The organism is Mycolicibacterium neoaurum (assembly GCF_036946495.1).
GTDB classification, from domain to species: domain Bacteria; phylum Actinomycetota; class Actinomycetes; order Mycobacteriales; family Mycobacteriaceae; genus Mycobacterium; species Mycobacterium neoaurum_B.
Map to the genome: position 1 here is coordinate 429,820 of NZ_JAQIIX010000002.1, position 22,594 is coordinate 452,413.

Here is a 22,594-nt window from a genome sequence, read left to right on the forward strand (position 1 = left end):
TCATGAGGTGAGTTCCGCGCTGGACGGCCTGATCGCCGCATTGCCCGAGGGCACCGTCGTCACCGACCCCGATATCGTCGCGTCCTACCGCCAGGACCGCGCCGCCGATCCCGATGCGGGTACCGCGCTGGCGGTGGTCCGCCCCCGCGGCACCGAGGATGTGCAGACCATCGTCCGGTGGGCCGCCGCGAATACGGTGGCGGTGATCCCGCGCGGCGCGGGCACCGGCTTGTCCGGCGGTGCGACCGCGCAGGACGGCAGCATCGTGCTGTCCACCGAACGGATGCGTGATATCACCGTCGACACCGCGACGCGCACGGCCGTGGTGCAGCCGGGACTGCTCAACGCGGAGGTGAAGAAGGTCGTCGCCGAGCACGGCCTCTGGTACCCACCGGACCCGTCCTCGTTCGAGATCTGCACCATCGGCGGGAACATCGCGACCAACGCCGGCGGGCTGTGCTGCGTGAAATACGGTGTCACCACCGACTACGTGCTGGGCCTGCAGGTGGTCCTCGCCGACGGGACCGCGGTGCGACTCGGCGGCCCACGCCTGAAAGATGTTGCCGGACTGAGCCTGACGAAGCTGTTCGTGGGCAGCGAGGGCACCCTCGGCATCATCACCGAGGTGACGCTGCGGCTGCTGCCGCCACAGCACCCCGCATGCACCGTGGTGGCGACGTTCGCTTCGGTGGAGGCCGCCGCGGATGCCGTCGTCACCATCACCGGCAAGATCAGGCCGTCGATGCTGGAATTCATGGACGCCGCGGCCATCAACGCCGTCGAGGACAAACTCAAGATGGGGCTGGACCGCACCGCGGCGGCGATGATGGTGGCCGCCTCCGATGACCGCGGTCCGGCCGGCGCCGCCGACGCGGAGTTCATGGCCGAGGTGTTCACCGAGGCCGGTGCCACCGAGGTGTTCTCCACATCGGATCCCGCAGAGGGCGAGGCGTTCGTGGTGGCCCGCAGGTACGCGATCCCGGCGGTGGAGGCCAAGGGATCGCTGCTGCTCGAGGATGTGGGCGTGCCGTTACCGTCGCTGTCGCATCTGGTCGCCGGGATCGAGAAGATCGCCGCCCAGCACGATCTGCTGATCTCGGTGATCGCACATGCCGGTGACGGCAACACCCACCCGCTGATCGTGTTCGACCCCGCCGACACCGATATGGCCCGCCGCGCCGAGATCGCGTTCGGTGAGATCATGGACCTCGCGGTGTCGCTGGGCGGCACCATCACCGGTGAGCATGGGGTGGGCCGGTTGAAGAAACCGTGGTTGGCCGGTTACCTGGGTCCCGAGGCGATGGAACTCAACCGCCGGATCAAGGCGGCCCTCGACCCGGCCGGGATCCTCAACCCCGGCACCGGGCTCTGATCGAGACGCCGAGTCAGCGGCCGACGATCTGCCAGTCCGACGCGTCGTTCTGCTCGGACCAGAATCGCGCGAACCGGCCATCTGCGGCGAGCAGTTCGTCGATGGCACCGTCCTCGACGATCCGCCCGTCCTCGACGAACAGCACCCGGTCGGCGCCCTGGATGCTGGCCAGCCGGTGCGCGACGATGACCCGGGTGCGGTCGCGTAGATCGGCGGTCAACGCCGCGACGACGGCGGCCTCGTTCTCGGTGTCCAATGCACTGGTGGCCTCGTCGACGAGCAGCACCGGCGCCGGTTTGAGCAGAGCACGAGCGATGCTCACCCGCTGACGCTCTCCACCGGACAGCGCCGAGCCGGCCTCTCCCACCACCGTGCGATCACCATCGGGCAATCGACGGGTGAGCTCGTCGACCCGCGCGAGTGCGGTTGCCGCACGGTAGGACTGCTCCCCCGCGTCCGGATCACCGATCAGGATGTTCTCGCGGAGCGACCCGTCGAAGAGGTAGGGATGCTGGAAGACCATGCTGATCGCCGCGCGACGCGCCGCCGGGTCGAGCTGAGCCAGATCCTGTCCGTCGAACAGCACGCGGCCGCTGCCGGGCTCGTGCAGTCCGGCGATCAGGCCGAGGATGGTGCTCTTCCCGGAACCGGACGGTCCGACGATCGCGGTCGTGGTACCCGGTTCGAGGGTGAAGCTGAGCTCGCCCAAGACCGTCGTTGCGCCGTAACCGAATGACACCCGCTCGAATTCGATGCGGGGTGCGCGGTCGCCGGGCAATACCTCGGTGCCCGCGCTGCGCGTCGGGGCATCGAGCACCTTCTGGATCCGGGCCAGCGTGGCGCGGGTGGACTCCAGCGCCCCGGACAGCTCGCTCAGGACGGTGAACGGCTCCAGATAGCGTGCGATGACCACGATGAGCGCGACGGACTCGGGCACCGTCAAGGCCCCGCGCATCGTGAGAACGGTTGCGGCCGCGGCGAACACGATCAGTGCGAGTTGGCTGGCCAGGCTGAACAGGAGCTGTCCGGGAACCTGCATGGTGAGCAACCGCAGGCCGGCGCCGTGCTGGGCCTGTAGCGCCGAGCCGACCAGACTGCGGGCCGGCTCGACGCGACGCGCGGCGCGCAACGCCTGTTGGGTGCGGGCGAACTCGATGATCCGTTCGGTGAACGCGGTGTTGGCCTCAGCGGCCAGACGATCGGCGCCGCGGGTCAACCGTCCCGATAGCCACAGGGCACCGAGCAGTACCGCGACGCCTGCCAGTGCAGCCAGCCCGAGCGGCACCGAGATCGTCAGCAGGGCAAGCGATATCGCGGCAGGTAGCAGCACCGCACCGATCAGCGGGGTCAGCAGGTTCACCACCAGGCCGACCAATTCGGGCCCGGTGGCCGCGATGGCCGCCCGGGTGGTCGCGGTGTTGTCCTGGGACAGCCAATCCAGTCGGATATCCGGCAGCCGGTCGGCCATATCGTGCTGGGTGTTGTCCAGCACGGCGAAGCCGATATCGAATCCGAGTGCCGCGGTGCGGGTGTCGACCAGCCAGCCGGCCACGGTCAGTGCCGTCAGCCATCCCAGCCAGGCCCAGGCGTGCGCGGGTGTGGCGCTGAACAACGCGGCGATCAGCGGTACCAGCAGCACCACACCGACCGCCCGCAACATCACCGAGACGACGGTCAGCGCGGTGTACAAGCCGACCTTGCGGCGCCGGTCGGCGGGTATCAGAGCCAACAGCGTGCGGATCATCGGGAGACCTCCGCGGTGGGACCGATCCGGTGCGCGGATTCCCACAGCGACCGGTACCGCCCGTCGGCTGCCAGCAGCTGATCGTGGGTGCCGGTCTCGGCGATCGCACCGTCATCGAGGACCACGATCTGGTCGGCGTGGGTGATGGTGTGCAACCGGTGGGCGATGACCAGGACGGTCCGATCCTTGGTCAACCGATTGAGGGCCTGCTGCACAAGGTATTCGGACTCCGGGTCGGCGAAGGCGGTCGCCTCGTCGAGGATCAGCACCGGGGTGTCGGCCAGGATGGCACGGGCGATGGTGAGGCGTTGCCGCTCGCCGCCGGACAGCCCCGCACCGGAGCCGAGCACCGTGTCATAACCCTCGGACATGCCGTCGACGCGGTCGTGGATGCGGGCGTCTCGGGCGGCGGCGACGATCCGGTCGATATCGGCGTCCGGGTCGGCGAGCGCGATGTTGTCGGCCACGCTGCCGTGCACCAGCTGCGCATCTTGCAGCACGAACCCCACCCGCCGGTACAGCTCGTCGGCCGACAGCGCGCGGATATCGGCACCGCCGACGCTGATAGCACCCTGCTGGACATCGTGGAACCGGGCCAGCAGCGCCGCGAGTGTGGACTTGCCCGAACCCGACGGCCCGACCAGGGCGGTGACCGTCCCTGGTGCCAGGGTCAGCGACACGTCTTTGATCACCGGCACTTCGGGTCGGTAACCAAAGCTCACCCGGTCGAAGACGACCGTCGGTGCCGCGCCGTCGGCGCCGGTCGAGAGATCGGCGCGGACGGCCAGCTCGGGTTCGTCGAGCACGCTCTGCACCCGGCGCGCGGCGAGCGTACCGCCCTGGATTCCGGCCAATCCGTAGCCGATCCCCAGCAGCCGCGCGCCGAATGTCGTGCCCAGCAACAGGAACGGCAGCAGATCGACGGGGTCCAGCGCACCGCCGACGACCAGCGGGGTACCGACGGCCATGATCAGCCACAGGAACGTCGTCGGCCTGGTCACCAGGTCCATCAGCGTCTTCTTGCCGATGAACGGGCGCTGCCAATCGACGAGGAACGCGATGTAGTCGTCGAGCCGGTTGCGGAAACTCGAGGACGCGGCACCGCCGAAGACGCGGACGACCGGCTGCCCCTCCAGGTAGGCACCGGCCTCGCCACTCATCCGTTCGGCCCACTTGGGCGCCTGGGTGATCTTGTTGCCGGATTGGATGGTCATCACCGACATCAACACCAGGTAGACCAGCACCGGGCCGAACAGCACCAGCGCGATGCGCCAGTCGACGACGAACAGGTACACCAGCACGGCCACGGGCGCGATGACCGCGGCGACCGCGTCGGGAATGGCATGGGTGATCAGGTAGTGCAGCGACAATGTGTCGTCCTGCACGAGCTGTTTGATCGATCCCGATCCGCGGGCGGTGAACCAACCCAACGGCAGCCGCGAGAGCTTGGTCAACAGCCTGCCGCGAAGGTCCCTGGCGAACGCCGCATCCACCCGGTGCAGCCACAGCGCCAACGCCGCGGTCAGGAAGGTGCCGGTACCCAACAGCACGAGCGCGGCAATACCCAAGTCCCACAACCGGTCCGCGTCGGCGCCTGCGAGTAGCAGCCGGGCCAGCTCGACCAGCAACACGAACGGCGCCAGCTCCACGAGAGTGATCAGCGCCTGCAGGACACCGGAGATGATCATGGTCTTCTTCAGCGGTGCCAACAGCCGTCCCGCCGCCTGCGCCCGCCAGGTACCGGTCGGGACCGGCTGTGGTGTGTGCGCCGGCTCGGGTGCCGCCGCGGGAGTCTCGACAGCGGGCTCGTCACCACGCTTGGTGCCCATGGCCCGGCCCTCGGTCCAGTAGGCCTGGGCGTGGATCTCCTGTTTGGGGAAGCCGAATTCGTCGCGCAGCCGGGTCCGCAGTCCCTTGAGCGTGCCGGCCTCGGGGCCGGCCCAGGCGTACCAGTTGGACCAGTCGCGGCGCTCGATCGCGGCGGCCACCGCGGCGGCATCGGTCCGCGGCACCCGGTGGACCCGCAACCGCGGGTGCTCGACCAAGGGGATCAGCGGGTCGTCACCGTGGTGCTGTTCCAGGTACACCTCGATGGGGATGTCGTGTGGGATGGCGCCGATGATGCCGTTGATGGCCGGCTGCGAGGCGCTGTCGCCGATCAGCAGGTAGCCGGCGGGCCGGTCCACCGGATCCTCGGGGACCGAGAAACCCTTGGATCCCATGACCATCGCCGCGATCGTGGCACCGGGCGTGACGTCGGCGGCCCAGCGGGATGCCGGGCCGGCCGGCTCATGCAGCACCACGTCGATGGCGAAGCGGCCGGTGGCCGGGTCGGATTCCGAAATCGTGTAGGCACGCTGGAATTCGGTGTCGGTGCCGTCCGGGTCGGGGAACCAGAACCGCAGCCAGGAGGTGGGCTCGGTGGCCGAGTCCTCGAAGATGGTCGGGGACACCATCTGGATGCGCACACAGTGCGGGGCCAACCGTTCGGATCCGAGCACGGTGACCTGGTGATCGCGCGCACCGAAACCGCGCATCATCACGCCCTGCAATCCGCGTGCCATCTCGGGGCCTCCTTCTCAGATGCCACCGGTCTGCATCTGTCAGGAGTTTAGGCTAGCCTTACCCGCCGCCGGATTCCGGCGCACCTTGCGCACGCTCAACGGGTGCCGTAGAGCTCCGGGCGGCGCAACCGCAGATAATTCACATGCCCGCCGAGTGCGCTACTCAGTGGAAGGTCGACGGTGAGCACGCCCTCATCGCGCCCTAGCTCGGCCACCACCCGACCATCGGGATCCACCGCCCGGCTGCCGCCACAGAATCGGTGTCCGATCTCGGTACCGCAGCGGTTGGCGTAGACCAGCGGCAGCCGGTTCTCCAGCGCGCGGGACTGTGCGGCGACCAGGTGGTCGTTGTACAGCGGGTCCATATTGGCCGAGCTGACCACCAGCAGCTGCGCCCCGCGGTCGGCCAGGGTGCGGGCCACCTCGGGAAACTCCATGTCGAAGCAGTTCACCAGGCCCACCTGCAGCTCGCCGAGCCGCGCGACGACCAACCGGTCCCCGGAGGCGAACGCCTGCGCCTCCGCGTCGAACAGGTGCGTCTTTCGGTAGTTGGCGACCAACGCACCGGAAGCGTCGATGGCGGCCATCGAGTTGTAGGGCTTGCCGGGACCTGGTTCAAGGTAACCACCCACGAACGCGGTGCCGGCCGCCGCGCAGGCCTCGGCGATCTCGGCCAGTGCCTGCTGAGACGGGGCGGCCAGCTCCTCGAGATCGTCGATCTCGTACCCGGTGAGCGCGAGTTCGGGCACCACCACCAGATCGGCGTCGGCGTGCTCGCGTACGAGTGCGCTGAGCCGGGCGCTGTTGCGCGCGATATTGCGTGCGGCGACGTCGAGTTGAGCGATCGCGACCCGGACGGTGTCAGCACTGTCGGCCATCTGGACAGTCTGCACGATCCGGTGTCGCCGAACCGGCCCGTGCGGGCAGGTGTGCGCCGTTAGGCTCCTGCGCACGGGTGTTTCGCTGGGGAGGCGACGGGGATGGCAGTACGCGGGGGCGACCCTTCATATCTTGTGTGGCGTGCCGGGGCCGTCGCGGCGATGGCTGCCACGGCCCTGCTGTTCGGGGTCGGGATCGCATATGCCGACGAGCCGAGCCCGGCCGCAACACAGCAGGACGTAGCAACCGAATCGACGCCGGCGTCCGACCTGGGTTCGGCACGACTGTCCGATGCCGAAGCGATCTCCGCGCCGCAGCACCGGGACCGCGACGTCGCGGTGGGCACCGATCGCCCGCCCGCGGGCCGGGTCGCGATGCGTGCGCAAGCGCTGGTCGATGACGACGACCCGCTCGCCGAGGCCGCTGCGCGCGCCGAACCGGCGACCGTGCCCGCACCGACCGACGAGATGTCCACGGCGCACGGCGATATCGGCAAGTGGATGCTCACACCCGCGGGGCAGATCTCGGACTGGGGCGGTAAGCAACACGACGGCCGGACGCTGCTGGAGGCGGTGAACGTGATCATCGTCGATCCGCGTTCGACGACGCCGGGTCAGGCCGGGCGCCGGCTCAACCAGGCGATGTTCGCGTCCGGATTTCCGGCCCAGCCGCTGCACAGCTTCGGGTTCGGGGGCCGCATCGACGATGTCACCTACGGCCAGCAGCCGGGCGGGGTGCTGCTGAGCTACTCCGATGATTTCTTCCTGCGCCAGAACGATCACGGTCGGATCTTCGGGCCGGATCCGGTCGAGACGGCGACCGGGTTCGTCTGGAGTGGGGCGTTCTCCATCGAGCGGGTCGAGTTCACCGGGTGGCTGCCCGGCCATGCCTACGTTTCGTCGAATCAGGCGCGCGATTCGCTGGCGACGGCACTGGTCAAGAGCGGGCAGGCCACGTTCGGCGGTCTGGTCTCGTTGGACAATGCTTATCAGAGCTTGACCACGACCACCGGTGACCATGACGGGTTCGCCGTCGTGCTGGTGCTCACCGGGGTCGGTGTGCCGTCGCGGCGCGAAATGCTGGTGAGCACGCGGGGTGCGGCCACCTCCGGGATCGTGGCCGCCTCGGTGACGATCGAGCGGACGTGCCGGGTCCTCCGGTCGACGTCGGCGGGGCCGACGCAATGCCTGCCCGACGACCCGGTTCCCGCCGTATCCGAAGCAGTGCGGATCGCCTGATGCGGATCCTCATGTTCGGCCGCGGTGTGATTGCGACGATCTACGGCTACGCGTTCGACGCGGCCGGACACGATGTCGAGTTTTACGTCCGGCCGGGCCGCGCCAACGAGTACGGCGGCGAGGTCACGATGGAACTGCTCGACGGGCGCCGTGTGCCATGGGGTCGGCGGTCTCATCGCAGTTTCAGCACGCGGCTGCGTGAGTCACTCGAGCCGGGCGACGGGTTCGATCTCATCGTCCTCAGCGTCGGGCATCATCACCTAGGACAAGCTGCCGAGTTCCTGGCTCCCCGTATCGGGGAGGCAACCGTGCTGGTTTTCGGCAATGTATGGGACGAACCACTCGCCGCGGTTGCCCCGCTCCCCGCGGATCGGGTGATGTTCGGGTTTCCGCAAGCCGGTGGGGGCTTCGGAAGCGATGGCGTGCTGCGCGGTGCGTTGATGCGGTCGGTCGTACTCGGGACGGCCTCACCATCACCCGGCCCGCGAGAACTGGACGTGCGTGCGGCCTTTCAGCAAGCAGGATTCGCCATCCGGAGCGAGCAGGACATGCGCGGATGGTTGTGGCTGCACTTCGCCTCGGACGCGGGAATGTTCGCCCAGGCGCTCGACAGCGGAAGCCTGTCGAACATGGTGGGAGATCGCCGTGCGCTGCGGCAGGCGTTCATGACCATCAGGGAGTTGCTGCCGGCTCTCGATCAGCGTGGGGTCGCTCTCGGCAGACACCGCGTCGCGACGCTGCCGCTTCGGCTACCCGGGTTGACTGCCGCCGTGTTGGCATGGGCGACCGCACGCTTTCAGATCGCGCAGGTCAGTCTGGCGGCCCATACCGACCCGAACGCGGCAGAACCCCGCGCCGTCCTCGACGACGCCGTGGGCACGGCCCGACAGCTCGGCATCGCCACTCCGCGTCTGGAAAGGGCGGTCGGCAGAATTTCGCGGAACTGATTCGTCCGCCGCAGGAACACAACCGACAGTCGTCCAGCGGAGTCTCCCAGGGCACCCTTGACATATGAGCTTAACCGTCGTACTCATGAGACATGACAGCACAAATGTCTTACGAGGCGGTCTTCCAACTGGCGACCGCCGAGACCTGGCCCGACCCGTGGCCGATGTACCGGGCCCTGCGCGACCACGATCCGGTGCACCATGTCCGCACCGACAACCCCGGCCACGACTACTACGTGCTGTCCCGGCACGCCGACATCTGGGCCGCAGCCCGCGATCACCGCACCTTCTCCTCGGCCGAGGGCCTGACGGTCAACTACGGCGAGCTGGAGATGATCGGGCTGACCGACAATCCGCCGATGGTCATGCAGGATCCGCCGGTGCACACCGAATTCCGCAAGTTGGTGGCTCGCGGCTTCACTCCGCGGCAGGTGGAGGCGGTGGAGCCCAAGGTGCGCGAGTTCGTCGTCGACCGTATCGAGAGGTTGCGCGCCGATGGCGGCGGCGACATCGTCGCCGAGCTGTTCAAACCGCTGCCGTCGATGGTCGTCGCGCACTATCTCGGGGTGCCCGACGGGGACCGCGGTCAGTTCGACGGCTGGACCGACGCGATCGTCGCCGCCAACACCGCCGACGGGGGCATCGGCGGCGCACTGGAAAGCCTGGGCGACGCGCTGGGCGCGATGATGGCCTACTTCACCGCACTGATCGAGAAACGCCGGGTCGAACCGGCGGATGACACCGTGTCGCATCTGGTGGCCGCCGGTGTCGGCGCCGACGGGGACATCGCCGGGGTGCTGTCCATCCTGGCGTTCACCTTCACCATGGTCACCGGCGGGAACGACACCACGACCGGAATGCTGGGCGGCTCGGTGCAACTGCTGCACCGACACCCCGACCAGCGTCGGTTGCTCGTCGAAAACCCGGACCTGATCGACGATGCGGTCGACGAGTTCCTCCGGCTGACCTCACCGGTACAGGGGTTGGCGCGCACCACGACCTGCGATGCGACGGTGGGCGACACCACGATTCCCGCCGGCCGCAAGGTGCTGCTGCTCTACGGTTCGGGTAATCACGACGAACGCCAATATGGTTCCGACGCAGAGCAGCTCGATGTCCGGCGCCGCCCGCGCAACATCCTGACCTTCAGCCACGGTGCGCACCACTGCCTGGGGGCCGCGGCCGCGCGGATGCAGTCGCGGGTCGCGCTGCAGGAATTGCTGCGCCGGATACCGGAATTCGAGGTCGACCTGGATAAGGTGACGTGGGCCGGTGGCAGCTATGTGCGGCGGCCACTGTCGGTACCGTTCACCGTATGCCGATGAGCGATTGGCTGACCGACCGGCGGACCGAGGCCGCCGCCGAACGCATTCTCGATGCCGCCGAGGAACTGTTCACCCAGTACGACGCGGCCGCCGTGGGAATGAACGAGATCGCCCGCGCCGCAGGCTGTTCGCGCGCCACACTGTACCGCTACTTCGAGAGCCGCGATGCGCTCTACACCGCCTATGTCCACCGCGAAACGCATCGACTGTTCGGTGAGATCGGCGCACAACTCGTCACGATCACCGACCCACGGCAGCGGCTGGTCGAGGGCGCGCTGGGCGCATTGCACCGCGTGCGGAACAGCCCGGCGCTGGCGTCATGGTTCGCTCATTCGGCCCGCCCGATCGGCGGAGAGATGGCCGAACGCTCCGAGGTGATCCGTACGCTGGCCGAGGCCTTTCTGATATCGATGGGCGATGATCAAGCCGGACTCACGCTGCGCGCCCGCTGGCTGGTGCGGGTGCTGATCTCACTGCTGCAGTTTCCCGGCCACGATGACGCCGACGAACGCGCCATGTTGGAAACGTTCGTCGCCCCGACAGTCGGCGGCTTCCTCACGCAGCCCAGTACGCGCGCGCCTTGACCGATTTTCGCGGGATCTTGTAATCCTCGCGCAGCACCTTGGCCACCGCCCTGGTGGTGCGATTGTCACAGGCCACCCAGCCGAAGTGGTCCGGAGCGTCGAAGGCCGCCTCGGCGACGACGCGCACCAACTCGGCGCCGTTGTCGATCCGGTCGACCCAGGTGACATCGGCCCTGCCGGTGGGAATCTCGCGATCATCGGCATGGGACGACTCGAGGAAGACCTGCGCCGGTGCGTCACCGATGGCCGCCAGCAACGAATTGATCGCCGGCAACGAGGCGGCATCCCCGACGATGACATACCCCGCGGGCGCCGGTTCCGGGATGGCGAAATCACTTCCCAGCACCGTCACCTCGAGCGTGTCACCGACTGCGGCATGGCGCGCCCACCTGGTTGCGACACCGTCGTGCATGGCGAAATCGATATCGACGGTGCCCTTTTCGGGGTCCGGGTTGACCAGGGTGTAGCCGCGTTGATGGGAACGCGCGCCGTCGGGAAACCAACCGCGGACCCACATCGTCGGGTGGACGGACTGCTCACTGAGCAGTTCGGGTGCGGCGAAGTGCAACCGCAGGAAGTTCTCGGTGATATCGGTGCGGCCGGTGACGGTCAGCTCGTAATCACCGCCGCGCCACAGCTTGACCAGCACGCCCTCAATACCGCGTGACGGCTTGAGATCGATCATGAGCCCTCCTAAGTCGACGCTTAGGTAAGGGTACCCTAATTTAGAGTCGGGCGGTCCCGCACCCGCGTCAGCCGGTGCAACAGCCAGGCGAACGGGATGGTGGCCGCCATCGTGCCGAAGAACAGCGCCCACATCGAACCCGTGTAGATCGGGAAGCGCAGCACCTCCACCATCACCAGCTCCATCAGGATCAGATGGATCAGGAAGATCTCATAGGAGATCTCACCCAGGAACACCATGGGCCGACTCGCCATCGCCCGGTAGTACCAACCGTTTTCACCCGGCGCCGACCCCGTGAGCGCCGAAGGCGCCGACCCTGTTAGCGCCAAAGGCGCGACCACCAGCGTGGCGATCGCCATGTAGAACACCGTCTTCACCAACGCCTCACTCAGCAGCGCCGGTGAGGTCGTCGGCGCACCGGCCAACGGCGTGGAGGCGATCAGATAACAGATCACCGCCAGCGGCAGACACAGCATCGCGTAGGCGCGGGCACCGGTCGCCTGCCACACCGCCAGCAGCATGCCGCCGACGAACCAGGCCAGATAGGTCGGCAACCACAACGGCGCGGCATCGGGCAGGAAATCGGTGCTGTGCACCAACCACAACCACGCCGGGCTGACCGCGAACAACGCACCCAGCCCGGCCAGCAGCAGACCAGGTCGCCACCGCCGCCGGCGCAGCACCACCAGCAGCAGCCACGCCAGCACCGGCAACACCAGATAGAAGGCCACCTCGACGGCCAGACTCCACATCTGCGTCATGCCCTGATGCAGATAGGAGTACAGATAGTTGTCGGTGTAGATCTGGGTCAGAGTCAGGTTGCGCAACAAGCCTTCCCACGTGTGCCCAGGGTTGGGCCCAGCCTCCCGGAAGTGGTAGACGGCGTAGGCCACCAGCACGGTCACCACATAGGCGGGCATGATCCGGCGCACGCGATGCCAGGCATACCGCCGGACCGACGGGGATGGCAGCCCGGCAGCCGCGGCGCGCACCCACGGCCGGAACAGCAGGAAACCCGACAGCACGAAGAAGATCGGCACACCGATCTCGGCGCGCGACCAGAACGAACCGACGAAGCCCTGCGGGTACTTACCCGTGGTGTACGCCGCGTGCGTCAACACCACCAACAGTGCGGCGACCGCGCGCACACCGGTCAGCGCGTCGACCCGCCCGGTGCCCGAAACCGACTCCAGACCACCCTGGGCTTCGCGCTGCGACGTCACGAGTCCTTGCGGCGCGGCTTGCTGTTGCCGCTCCCGCGGTCGGGTTGCAGGTTGATCAGCACACCCTGGATCCGGGTGTTCTCCAACTTCTTGTACACCTCACGGGGCAACTTGGCAGGCAGCTCGACCAGCGAGTGATCGACCCGAATGGCGATATGCCCGAAATCGCTGCGGTGCAGCCCACCCTCGTTGGCGATCGCACCGACGATTGCACCGGGAGCCACCTTGTGCCGCTTGCCGACCGCGATCCGGTAGGTCGCCAGATCGCTTCGCGTGCTGTGCTTCTTGCGCGGACGGTCCTCGCGGGGTCCCCGATCGTCGCGGTCGGGGCGCTCCCTGCGCTTCTCCGGCGGCGGCTCGGTCATCAGGAACTCTTCGCCGTTGCGCGACTGCAGCGCCAACGCGGCGGCGATATCGGCCAACGGCACATCGTGATCGCGTTCGTAGTCCTCGATGAGACGGCGGAACAGCTCGATCCCGGGGCTGTTGAGCGAATCGGTGATGGAGTCGCGGAACTTGGCCACGCGCTGGGCATTGACATCGTCGACCGACGGCAACTGGATCTCCACCAGCTTCTGCCGGGTGACCCGCTCGATCGACCCCAGCAGGTGCCGTTCGCGCGGCGTGACGAACAGCAGCGCCGTGCCCGAACGCCCCGCCCGGCCGGTGCGCCCGATGCGGTGCACATAGGACTCGGGATCGTGCGGGATGTCGAAGTTCACCACGTGGGAGATGCGCTCGACATCCAGACCGCGGGCCGCGACATCGGTGGCGACCAGGATGTCGATCGTGCCGTCCTTGAGCTGGCTGATGGTGCGCTCACGCACCGCCTGCGGGATGTCACCGTTGATGGCGGCCGCGGCGAAACCGCGGGAACGCAGCTTCTCGGCGACCTCCTCGGTGGCCTGCTTGGTCCGGACGAACACGATCATCGCGTCGCCCTCTTCGACCTCCAGCAGACGGGTCAGCGCGTCCATCTTGCGGGGATAGGAGACCTGCAGATAGCGCTGGGTGATGTTCTCGGCCGTCTGGGTCTTGGACTTGACCGTCACCTCGACCGGATCATGCAGGTACTTGGCGGTGATCTTCTTGATGGCCGGCGGCATGGTCGCCGAGAACAGGGCGACCTGCTTGTACTCGGGGGTGTCGGCCAGGATGCGTTCGACATCCTCGGCGAAACCCATCTGCAGCATCTCGTCGGCCTCGTCGAGCACCAGGTAGTCCAGGTGCGAGAGGTCCAGGCTGCCCTTCTCCAAGTGATCGATGACACGTCCCGGGGTGCCGACGACCACCTGCGCGCCGCGCTTGAGACCGGCGAGCTGCGGCCCGTAGGACGAGCCGCCGTAGACCGGCAGCACGTTCACCGACAGGTGGGCGCCGTACCGGCCGAAAGCCTCCGCGACCTGCAACGCCAGTTCCCGTGTCGGGGCCAGGACCAGGGCCTGGGTGTTACGGCTGCCGACGTCGATCTTGGACAGGATCGGGATGGCGAACGCCGCCGTCTTACCCGTTCCGGTCTGGGCCAGACCGACCACATCGGAGCCCGCCAGCATCGGCGGGATGGTGGCCGCCTGGATCGCCGAAGGCGACTCGTAGCCGACCTCCGTGACGGCCTGCAGTACGGACGGGTGAATCTGCAGGTCAGCGAAGGTCAGTTCGGGCGCGGGGCTGGGTTCATCGGTCGAGGTCATTTCACGAGCAGTCTAATGTGTGCGCGTCGCCACCCCCGACCAGACGTGGCGCACCGGTACGGTGCGGTGTTGTGATGACGAGGTCGCAACCGACGGCCGGCGGTGCGCTGGTACTGGCGGCCGCCTTCGTGCTGACCGGTTGTGGATCCAGCGATTCCACAGTGTCCAAGACCCCCGACGCAACGGCGCCGGTGTCGGCGCCGGCCAGCGCGACGGTGACTGCCGCTCCGCCGCCACCACCACCGGAACCCACCCCGGCCGCCGACCCCTGTGCGGTGAACCTGGCCGCCCCCGAGGTGCTCCGCGCGGTATCCGAGCTGCCGCGCGACCCGCGCAGCAATCAGCCGTGGAACCCGGAACCGTTGGCGGGCAACTACAACGAGTGCGCCCAGCTGTCGGCGGTGATCGTCAAGGCCAACACCAATGCGCAGAACGCCAACACCCGCGCGGTGATGTTCCACCTCGGCAAGTTCATCCCCACCGGCGTACCCGACACCTACGGGTTCAATGACGTGGACACCACCGCCAGCACCGGCGACACCGTCGCGCTGATGTTCACCGGCGGTGTGCCCGGGGTGAACAGCGTGGTGCGGTTCCGCTGGAACGGCGCCGGCGTCGAACTGATCGGCAATACCGGCTGACTCACGTCCGCGGCGGTGTCGGAGTCGTCCCCCTAGCCTGGACGCGTGTTCACCGATCCCGAGACCGAAGGCCTCGTGGTCTACAGCGCCTCCGACCTCGCGGCGGCCGCCCGGTGCGAATACGCGCTGTTGCGCTCGTTCGACGCCCAGCTCGGTCGCGGGCCGAAGATCTCCGGTGACGACGAACTACTCGCCCGCACCGCCGATCTGGGTGACGACCACGAACAGCGCCATCTCGAGGCCCTGCGCGAGGATGTCGAGGTCACGGTGATCGGGCGGCCGCGCTACACGGTCGCCGGCCTCACCGCTGCCGCCGCCCAGACCATGGACGCCATCGAACGCCGGGCACCGGCGATCTATCAGGCCGCCATGTTCGACGGCCGGTTCGCCGGCTTCGCCGACTTCCTGACCCTCGATACCGGCGGGCGCTACCGGCTACGCGATACCAAGCTCGCTCGCTCGGTGAAGGTGGAGGCGCTGCTGCAGTTGGCCGCCTACGCCGACACCCTGGCCGCCGCCGGTGTCCCGGTCGCCGACGAGATCGACCTGCTGCTCGGTGACGGCGCGGTGGCCACCTACCGCGTCGACGAACTGTTACCGGTGTACCGACCGCGCCGCGCCGCACTGGAACGGCTGCTCGACGAGCACCTGGCCGGCGGCAGTCCGGTGTCCTGGACCGACCCGGGGGTGCGGGCCTGTTTCCGCTGCCCGGAATGCAGCGTGCAGGTCAAGGACACCGACGACCTGCTGCTGGTCGCCGGCATGCGGGTCAGCCAGCGGGCCCGGCTGCTGGATGCCGGCATCACCACCGTGCACGAGCTGGCCGGCCACCAGGGCCCGGTCCCGGAACTGTCCGCGCGGGCGGTCACGACGCTGACGGCGCAGGCGCGGCTGCAGATCGCCGAGCGCACCGACGGTAAGCCGCCATACGAGATCGTCGATGCGCAGCCGCTGATGGTGCTGCCCGACGCCGACAAGGGTGATCTGTTCTTCGACTTCGAGGGTGACCCGTTGTGGACCCGCAACGGTGTGGACTGGGGCCTGGAGTACCTGTGGGGCGTGCTGACCGTCAGCGACGAGTTCACCCCGTTGTGGGCCCACGACCGGGCGGCGGAAAAGCAGGCTTTACAGGACTTCCTCGCGTTGGTGCGCAAGCGCCGCAAGCGCTATCCGAACATGCACATCTACCACTACGCGGCTTACGAGAAGAGCACGCTGCTGCGGCTGGCCGGACGCTACGGTGTCGGCGAGGACGATATCGACGACCTGTTGCGCAACGGTGTGCTCGTCGACCTATATCCATTGGTGCGCAAGAGCATTCGGGTCGGGACCGAGAGCTACAGCATCAAATACCTGGAACCGCTCTACATGGGCAACGAGTTGCGCGGCGGCGAGGTCACCACCGCCACCGACTCGATCACCCAGTACGCCAAGTACTGCGCACTGAGCGCCGACGGGCGCAGCGACGATGCCGAGATCGTCCTCAAACAGATCGAGGACTACAACCGCTACGACTGCCGCTCGACCCGGCGATTACGGGACTGGTTGGTGGCCCGCGCCATCGAATCCGCGGTGCCCCCGCGCGGTCCGCAACCGGTGCGCGACAACGGATCCGAGGCTGCCGTCACGGTCGCCGACGCGACCGACCGCGCACTGCTGAAGTTCGCCGGGGACAACACCGGCGAGCGCAGTGCCGAGCAGACCGCGGTGGCCATGGTCGCCGCCGCCCGCGGTTATCACAAACGCGAGGACAAACCGTTCTGGTGGTCGCATTTCGACCGGGTCAACAATCCGGTCGACGAATGGTCGGACAACAGCGACGTGTTCGTCGCCGAGACGGCCGAGATCATCGCCGACTGGCACACCCCGCCGCGAGCGCGCAAGCCGCAGCGACATATTCGGCTCACCGGCGAGCTCGCCAACGGTGCGCTGTGCCGCGAGATGTTCGCCCTCTACGACCCGCCGTCACCTGCCGGATTGTCCGAGGACCCCGACCGGCGCGCCTTCGGCAACGTCGTCGTCACCGAGTGCGACAACCCGGAGGCGCCGACGGCCGTCGTCGTGGTCGAAAAACACATCGAGCCGTTCGACCGACTGCCGTTCGCCCTCACCCCGCCGGGGCCGATCAACACCAAACCGTTGCAGGAGTCGATCGCGGACACCGCGGCGACGGTGGCCACCGGGCTACCCACGTTGCCCGCGACCGCCGTCACCGACATCCTGTTGCGCCGCCCGCCGCGCACTCGCAGCGGCGGCCCACTCCCCCGCACCGAGGACGTCTGCGCCGATATCGCCGCCGCGCTGCTGGATCTCGACTCGTCCTATCTGGCCGTGCACGGTCCACCGGGAACCGGCAAGACCTACACCTCGGCGGCGGTGATCGCCCGGTTGGTCGACGAGCACGGTTGGCGGATCGGCGTGGTCGCCCAGTCCCATGCCGTGGTGGAGAACCTGCTGGGCGGGGTCATCGATGCCGGTGTCGACCCCGAGCGGGTCGGCAAGAAGAAGAGCCCGGACCGACCGTGGCGCGAGATCGCCGAGAAGGACTACCCGGCGTTCATCGCCGAGACGCCGGGATGCGTCATCGGCGGCACCGCATGGGATTTCGCGAACCCATCGCGGATACCGCGCGGGGCGCTCGACCTGCTGGTCATCGAGGAGGCCGGCCAGTACAGCCTGGCCAACACCATCGCCGTCGCCACTGCGGCACGCACCCTGCTGCTGCTCGGCGACCCCCAGCAGCTACCGCAGGTCAGCCAGGGCACCCACCCCGAACCGGTCGACGGATCGGCGCTGGGTTGGCTGGTGGACGGCCACGCCACCCTGCCCGAGGAGCGCGGCTACTTCCTGGACCGCTCCTTCCGGATGCATCCGGCGGTGTGCCGCCCGGTGTCACGACTGTCCTACGACGGGCGGCTGCAGGCTCAGGAGGCGGTCAGCGGGGCCCGCAGGCTGGCCGGCATGCAACCCGGTGTGCATGTGCTGACCGTCGAACACACCGGCAACTCCACCGACAGCCCGGAAGAGGCCGACGCGATCATCGCCGCGATCACGTCCAGGCTGGGCAATGAGTGGACCGACGAAAAGGGCACCACCGCATTGGATCAGCGGCACGTCCTGGTCGTGACCCCGTACAACGCACAGGTGGTGATGCTTCGCCGCAAACTCGACGCGGCCGGGCTGCCGGAGGTCGAGGTGGGCACGGTGGACAAGTTCCAGGGTCGACAGGCGGCGCTGGTGTTCGTGTCGATGACGGCCTCCTCGGCCGACGACGTTCCGCGCGGAGTGTCCTTCCTGCTCAACCGCAATCGCCTCAACGTCGCGATCAGCCGGGCCAAGTACGCCGCGGTGATCGTGCGCTCGGCGACGCTGACGGACTACCTTCCCGCCACCCCGGCCGGTTTGATCGAATTGGGCGCCTTCCTGGCGCTCACCGATCCGGTCTGATACCGGCGCCCGGTCAGTCGCCGCGAGAGTGCCTGCCCCGAGCGGGGCGCGTCACCGCCACGTTCGACCACTCCTCGGCAGGTGCGGACCAGGAGTCCTCGACGCGGTACACGTCGACAGGTCCACCCGGTGCCGCCTCGCCGTTGTCACCGTGGCGGAGGCTCAGCTGATCGGTCACCGAGTCATCCGCCGCGGCACCATCATCGGCGAACGCGTCATCGGTGACGGCAGGCACGATATCGGTGGGCATGTCGTCGCCGGGGTGCGGATCCGAGACCGTCCACTCGATGTACTCGTCGTCGGAATAGTCGTCGTCGTAATCGTCGTAGTGGTCACCATCGGCCCAGTCCTCACCGAGGGAATGCTGGTCGGCCAGCGGCGTCGCCGCGAGCGGATGATCGGGCAGCACGTCCGCGCGCTCCCCGCCGCGCAGGAAGATCGCCCCTACCACCCCGAACAACGCGATGAACGCCGGCAGCAGCAGCGACTGGGCCAGTGCCGCCGAAAACGGTGCCTCCAGGAAGGACGGCAGATCCGGGGCCGGGCCCTCGCCGGAGACCGGTTGTCCGCCACCCAGCTCCGCGCCGATCCGACTTGTCATGAAGGCGGCCATCGCGGCGCTGCCGAGCACCGCACCCACCTGACGGGTGCTGTTGTAGACCCCCGACCCAGCGCCGGCCGAATCGGGCGGCAAATTGCGGGTGGCGGTCGCCGCCAGCGGTGACCACACGAACGCCATGCCGACGCCCATGACCGTCAGCGGTAGCAGCAACCGCCAGATCGCGGTGGACGGCGTCATCTCGAACGACAGCCAGGTCAGACCGATGGCCAGCAGCGAGAAGCCGAATCCGATGATCGGCGTGGGTGGTTTGCGGTCGACCATGCGGCCGACGAAGGGCGCGAGCACCCCCGAGGCGATGGCCATCGGCGCCGTCAGCAGGGCGGAGCGGGTGTAGGACAACCCGAGCACCACCGGGGCGTAGAACATCACCGGCAGGATCATGGCGGTGACGGTGAAGCTGATGACGGCGACTCCGACGGTCGAGAGCGTGAAGTCACGGTCGGCGAAGATGCGCAGCGGGATCAGCGGTTCCCGCGGGTTCACCGACTGCCAGTAGACGAAACCCACCAGGAACGCGCCACCGAGGGCCATCGTCGCCCAGATCCAGGGCGCCCAGTCGTGGGACTGTCCCTCCTGCAGACCGAAGACGATGAAGAACATCGCCAGCCCCGACAGCGCCACTCCGAGCAGGTCGAAATCGTGCCGCTCGGTGGGCAGCGTCGGCACCAGCCACATCGCCAGGCCGAGACCGATGATCCCGATGGGCACGTTGACGAAGAAGATCCACTGCCAGCCCAGGCCGTCGATGAGCACCCCGCCGGCGATCGGACCCACCAGGGTCGCGACCCCTGCCGTGGCGCCCCACACGCTCATGGCGACACCGCGGCGCGCGGCCGGGAACAACCGGGTGATCGTGGACAGGGTTTGCGGGGTCAGCAGCGCCGCGCCCAGGCCCTGCACCACGCGGGCCGCGATCAGCATCTCGATGGAGCCGGCCAGTCCGCACCACAACGATGCGGCGGTGAACACGCCGAGACCGATCAGGTAGAGGTTCTTGGGCCCGAACCGGTCGCCCAGGCGCCCGGACACCAGTAACGGCACGGCGTAGGCCAGCAGGTAGGCACTGGTCACCCAGATGACGCCGTCATAGTCGGTGTTCAGCGCGTCCATGATCGGCTTGTTCGCGATCGCGACAATCGTGGAGTCCACCAGGATCATGAAGAAGCCGACCAGCATCGCCCACAGGGCATGCCATGGGTTGGCAGGGCGGGCCTGCCCGGTCATCCGGGAGGCCGACGGCGATCGGCGATCAGTGGGTTTCTCGAACATCTACTCGTCATCGGGGGTGGTGGCGACCGGACCGACGGTACGGTTCGGCCCGTTTCCCGACAAGTCGGGTTCGGATCGTCGAGATCCTCGGTCAGACCGTATCGGTCGCGATCAGCGCAGGCGATGCCGATCCCTGCTGCCGGGCTGGCGCGCCGACGGTCAACAGACCGGCCAGCGCGACGCCCGATCCCACCAACATCACCAGTGCGAGGGAGAATTCGCTGTTGCCGAGCACCCCGACCAAGGGGGCGACGGCCGCGCCGATGCCGAACTGGGCGGCGCCGAGCAGAGCCGCCGAGGTGCCCGCGGCTTCGGCATGCCGCGACAGCGCGACCGCCGGCGCGTTGGGCAGCACCAGTCCCATCGCACCGAGGATGACCATGACGGGTACCAGGAATCCGGGCAGTCCTGCCACGCCCGTGACCGCCAGCGCGATGAACACGATTCCCGCGACGACCGACACCCCGAGAGCGGCCACCATGATCTGCTGCGGGGCGAACCGGCGCAGCAACACGACGTTGCACTGGGTGGAGCCGATCAAGATGACCGCCCCGCCCGCGAACACCAAGGCGAAGGTCTGTTGGTTCAGCCCGTAGTCACCCTGCAGGACGAAGGGCGCGGCGGAGATATAGGCGAACAACCCCGCCATGCTCAACCCGGCGACGGCGACCAGCGTCACGAAACGTGGGTCGCGCAGGAGCCCGGCATAGGTTCGCGCGATCCCCCGCACCTGTAACGGACGCCGGTGGCTCGCAGGCAGGGTTTCGGGCAGGGCCAGCGCGGCCAGCAGCAGCAGTCCGGCGGCCAGCACCACCAGCACCGCGAAAACCCAGTGCCAGGAGGCGTGCAGCAGTACCGCCGCGCCGAGCGACGGCGCGATCACCGGTGCCACCCCGAGCACCAGGATCAGCCGCGACATCACCGTCGCCGCGACATTGTCGACGTAGAGATCGCCGACCACCGCGACCGCCACCACCGATGCGGCGGCCGCGCCGAAACCCTGCAGCACCCGGCCGGTGCCCAGCACCGCGATGTTCGGGGCGAACAAGCAGATCAGCGAAGCCACGATGTGGATGGCGATACCGGCCATCAGTGGCACCCGACGGCCCAACGAATCCGACAGCGGGCCGATCACCAATTGGCCGATGGCCAGTCCCGCCAGCGTGCCGGTGAGCGTGAGCTGCACCATCGAGGAGGACACCGTGAGGTCCTCGGCGATCCGCGGCAGCGCCGGCAGGTACATGTCGATGGTCAGCGGCCCGAGGGCGACCATGAGCCCCAGCACCGTGATCATCCGCAGTCGATTCGGCGCACCATCGGTTCGGGTCGGCTTTGTCACGGTCGGCGATGGTGTCACGGGTAGGCACAGCAACGCACGTCGGTTTTTTCTTCCCGATCACCACGACTCGCCACTCGGGCGGCCCGGTCGATGGTCCCGGGCGCGCCGGGCACCAGAGCGCCATCTCAGACGTTGAACGCACGTTAGCCTGGGTATTCGACAGGCACCGCGGGAATGACCCGAGGATGCGAAGGGAAGTGCGCCGATGAACGCCCGCTCCAGCAAGAACCTGCCAGCCACCCGCGATCGCGTCGACGATGACCCCAGCGCCGCCGCCAAGGCGCTCTCCCAGATCCTGGAGCGCAGCAACCGCCTGCAGGGACCGGCCGTCACCGCCTACGTGCAGCGGTTGCGCAACCAGCGTCCCGACGCCACCCCTGCCGAGATCATCACCGCCTGCGAGAAGCACTACCTGGCGGCGGTGATGGCCTCCGGTGCCGCGGTCGGGTCGGCCGCCGCCTTCCCCGGTATCGGCACGTTGGCCGCGCTGTCGGCGGTGGCCGGTGAGACGGTGGTGTTCCTCGAGGCGACCGCGGTGTTCGTGCTGGCGGTGGCCGAGGTACACGGCATTCCCGCCGACCATCGCGAGCGGCGACGGGCACTCGTGCTGTCGGTATTGGTCGGTGAGGACGGTAAGGGTGCGGTCGCCGACCTGATCGGCGGTGGCCGGACCAGCGGGGCCTGGATCTCCGACGGCGCGGCCACCCTGCCGCTGCCCGTGGTGTCCCAGCTGAACAACCGGCTGGTCAAATATTTCGTCAAGAAGTACGCGCTCAAGCGCGGAGCGCTGGCGTTCGGCAAGATGCTTCCCGTCGGAGTGGGTGCCGTCGTCGGCGGGATGGGCAATCGGCTCATGGGCAAGAAGATCGTCGGCAACGCCCGGCAGGCGTTCGGAAAACCGCCCGCGCGCTGGCCATCGACACTTCATGTACTTCCTGCGGCTAACTCCGAGTGACAAGTCCCACTCTCATGGTGGGGGTGTGTTGCGAGGCGTAGCCTTTAGGGCGGCAAAACGCGGGTAACC

The 22,594-nt window shown here is 68.1% G+C and carries 16 protein-coding genes; 8 read left to right on the forward strand and 8 right to left on the reverse strand.

Translation table 11 applies throughout. The features are described from left to right. Positions 1-7 precede the first annotated feature (7 nt). Complete coding sequence (locus tag PGN27_RS07460; protein ID WP_335325578.1) at positions 8-1,372, forward strand: FAD-binding oxidoreductase; 1,365 nt, start codon at positions 8-10, stop codon at positions 1,370-1,372. A gap of 13 nt (positions 1,373-1,385) precedes the next feature. Here the strand turns inward: PGN27_RS07460 and PGN27_RS07465 are convergent, their stop codons facing one another. From PGN27_RS07465 to PGN27_RS07475, 3 genes are all read right to left on the reverse strand, one after another. Then, positions 1,386-3,116 carry an ABC transporter ATP-binding protein gene (locus tag PGN27_RS07465; RefSeq protein ID WP_335325579.1) on the reverse strand — a complete coding sequence of 577 codons (1,731 nt, stop codon included), beginning with the start codon at positions 3,114-3,116 and terminating at the stop codon, positions 1,386-1,388. Then, a complete protein-coding gene (locus PGN27_RS07470; RefSeq protein ID WP_335325580.1) occupies positions 3,113-5,680 on the reverse strand; it encodes an ABC transporter ATP-binding protein/permease in 2,568 nt (855 codons plus the stop codon). Before PGN27_RS07470 ends, PGN27_RS07465 begins: the two co-directional genes overlap by 4 nt. Before the next feature lie 95 nt (positions 5,681-5,775). Then, the gene (locus PGN27_RS07475) at positions 5,776-6,558 is read right to left on the reverse strand and encodes a nitrilase-related carbon-nitrogen hydrolase (protein ID WP_335325581.1); all 783 of its coding nucleotides are present in this window, start codon (positions 6,556-6,558) and stop codon (positions 5,776-5,778) included. A 162-nt stretch (positions 6,559-6,720) separates the two neighbouring features. On the opposite strand from PGN27_RS07475, the gene PGN27_RS07480 reads away from it, so the two are divergent. The 4 genes from PGN27_RS07480 (at position 6,721) to PGN27_RS07495 (ending at position 10,653) form a co-directional block, all read left to right on the forward strand. Next, on the forward strand, positions 6,721-7,797 hold the full coding sequence (locus tag PGN27_RS07480; protein ID WP_335325582.1) for a hypothetical protein: 1,077 nt from the start codon (positions 6,721-6,723) through the stop codon (positions 7,795-7,797). Next, the gene (locus PGN27_RS07485; RefSeq protein WP_335325583.1) at positions 7,797-8,744 is read left to right on the forward strand and encodes a ketopantoate reductase family protein; all 948 of its coding nucleotides are present in this window, start codon (positions 7,797-7,799) and stop codon (positions 8,742-8,744) included. Before PGN27_RS07480 ends, PGN27_RS07485 begins: the two co-directional genes overlap by 1 nt. A 92-nt stretch (positions 8,745-8,836) precedes the next feature. Then, on the forward strand, positions 8,837-10,069 hold the full coding sequence (locus PGN27_RS07490; protein ID WP_335325584.1) for a cytochrome P450: 1,233 nt from the start codon (positions 8,837-8,839) through the stop codon (positions 10,067-10,069). Continuing rightward, a complete protein-coding gene (locus PGN27_RS07495) occupies positions 10,060-10,653 on the forward strand; it encodes a TetR/AcrR family transcriptional regulator (protein WP_335325585.1) in 594 nt (197 codons plus the stop codon). The genes PGN27_RS07490 and PGN27_RS07495 overlap by 10 nt, the downstream gene beginning before the upstream one ends. On the opposite strand, the gene PGN27_RS07500 is transcribed toward PGN27_RS07495, so the two are convergent. The 3 genes from PGN27_RS07500 to PGN27_RS07510 are packed head-to-tail and all read right to left on the reverse strand — an operon-like array spanning position 10,625 to position 14,252. Then, a complete protein-coding gene (locus PGN27_RS07500) occupies positions 10,625-11,338 on the reverse strand; it encodes a siderophore-interacting protein (RefSeq protein ID WP_335325586.1) in 714 nt (237 codons plus the stop codon). The two genes, PGN27_RS07495 and PGN27_RS07500, sit on opposite strands and share 29 nt — an antisense overlap. Before the next feature lie 35 nt (positions 11,339-11,373). Next, a complete protein-coding gene (locus PGN27_RS07505) occupies positions 11,374-12,561 on the reverse strand; it encodes an acyltransferase family protein (RefSeq protein WP_335325587.1) in 1,188 nt (395 codons plus the stop codon). Next, entirely contained in the window at positions 12,558-14,252 is a 1,695-nt protein-coding gene (locus PGN27_RS07510; RefSeq protein WP_335325588.1) for a DEAD/DEAH box helicase, read from the reverse strand. Before PGN27_RS07510 ends, PGN27_RS07505 begins: the two co-directional genes overlap by 4 nt. Positions 14,253-14,326: 74 nt before the next feature. Here PGN27_RS07510 and PGN27_RS07515 point away from each other — a divergent pair, with 74 nt between their 5' ends. After that, on the forward strand, positions 14,327-14,893 hold the full coding sequence (locus tag PGN27_RS07515; RefSeq protein WP_335325589.1) for an LppP/LprE family lipoprotein: 567 nt from the start codon (positions 14,327-14,329) through the stop codon (positions 14,891-14,893). Between the two features lie 45 nt (positions 14,894-14,938). Then, positions 14,939-18,340 carry a TM0106 family RecB-like putative nuclease gene (locus PGN27_RS07520; RefSeq protein ID WP_335325590.1) on the forward strand — a complete coding sequence of 1,134 codons (3,402 nt, stop codon included), beginning with the start codon at positions 14,939-14,941 and terminating at the stop codon, positions 18,338-18,340. A 13-nt stretch (positions 18,341-18,353) separates the two neighbouring features. Here PGN27_RS07520 and PGN27_RS07525 read toward each other — a convergent pair whose 3' ends face one another. Both PGN27_RS07525 and PGN27_RS07530 read right to left on the reverse strand, forming a co-directional pair. Continuing rightward, positions 18,354-20,231, reverse strand: a complete 1,878-nt coding sequence (locus PGN27_RS07525) for an MFS transporter (RefSeq protein ID WP_418888565.1) — start codon at positions 20,229-20,231, stop codon at positions 18,354-18,356. Positions 20,232-20,322: 91 nt separating this feature from the next. After that, entirely contained in the window at positions 20,323-21,525 is a 1,203-nt protein-coding gene (locus PGN27_RS07530; protein ID WP_335328659.1) for a multidrug effflux MFS transporter, read from the reverse strand. Positions 21,526-21,775: 250 nt separating this feature from the next. Between PGN27_RS07530 and PGN27_RS07535 the strand changes: the two genes are divergently transcribed. After that, positions 21,776-22,525, forward strand: coding sequence for a hypothetical protein (locus PGN27_RS07535; RefSeq protein WP_335325591.1), 750 nt, complete (start codon positions 21,776-21,778; stop codon positions 22,523-22,525). Positions 22,526-22,594: the final 69 nt, after the last annotated feature.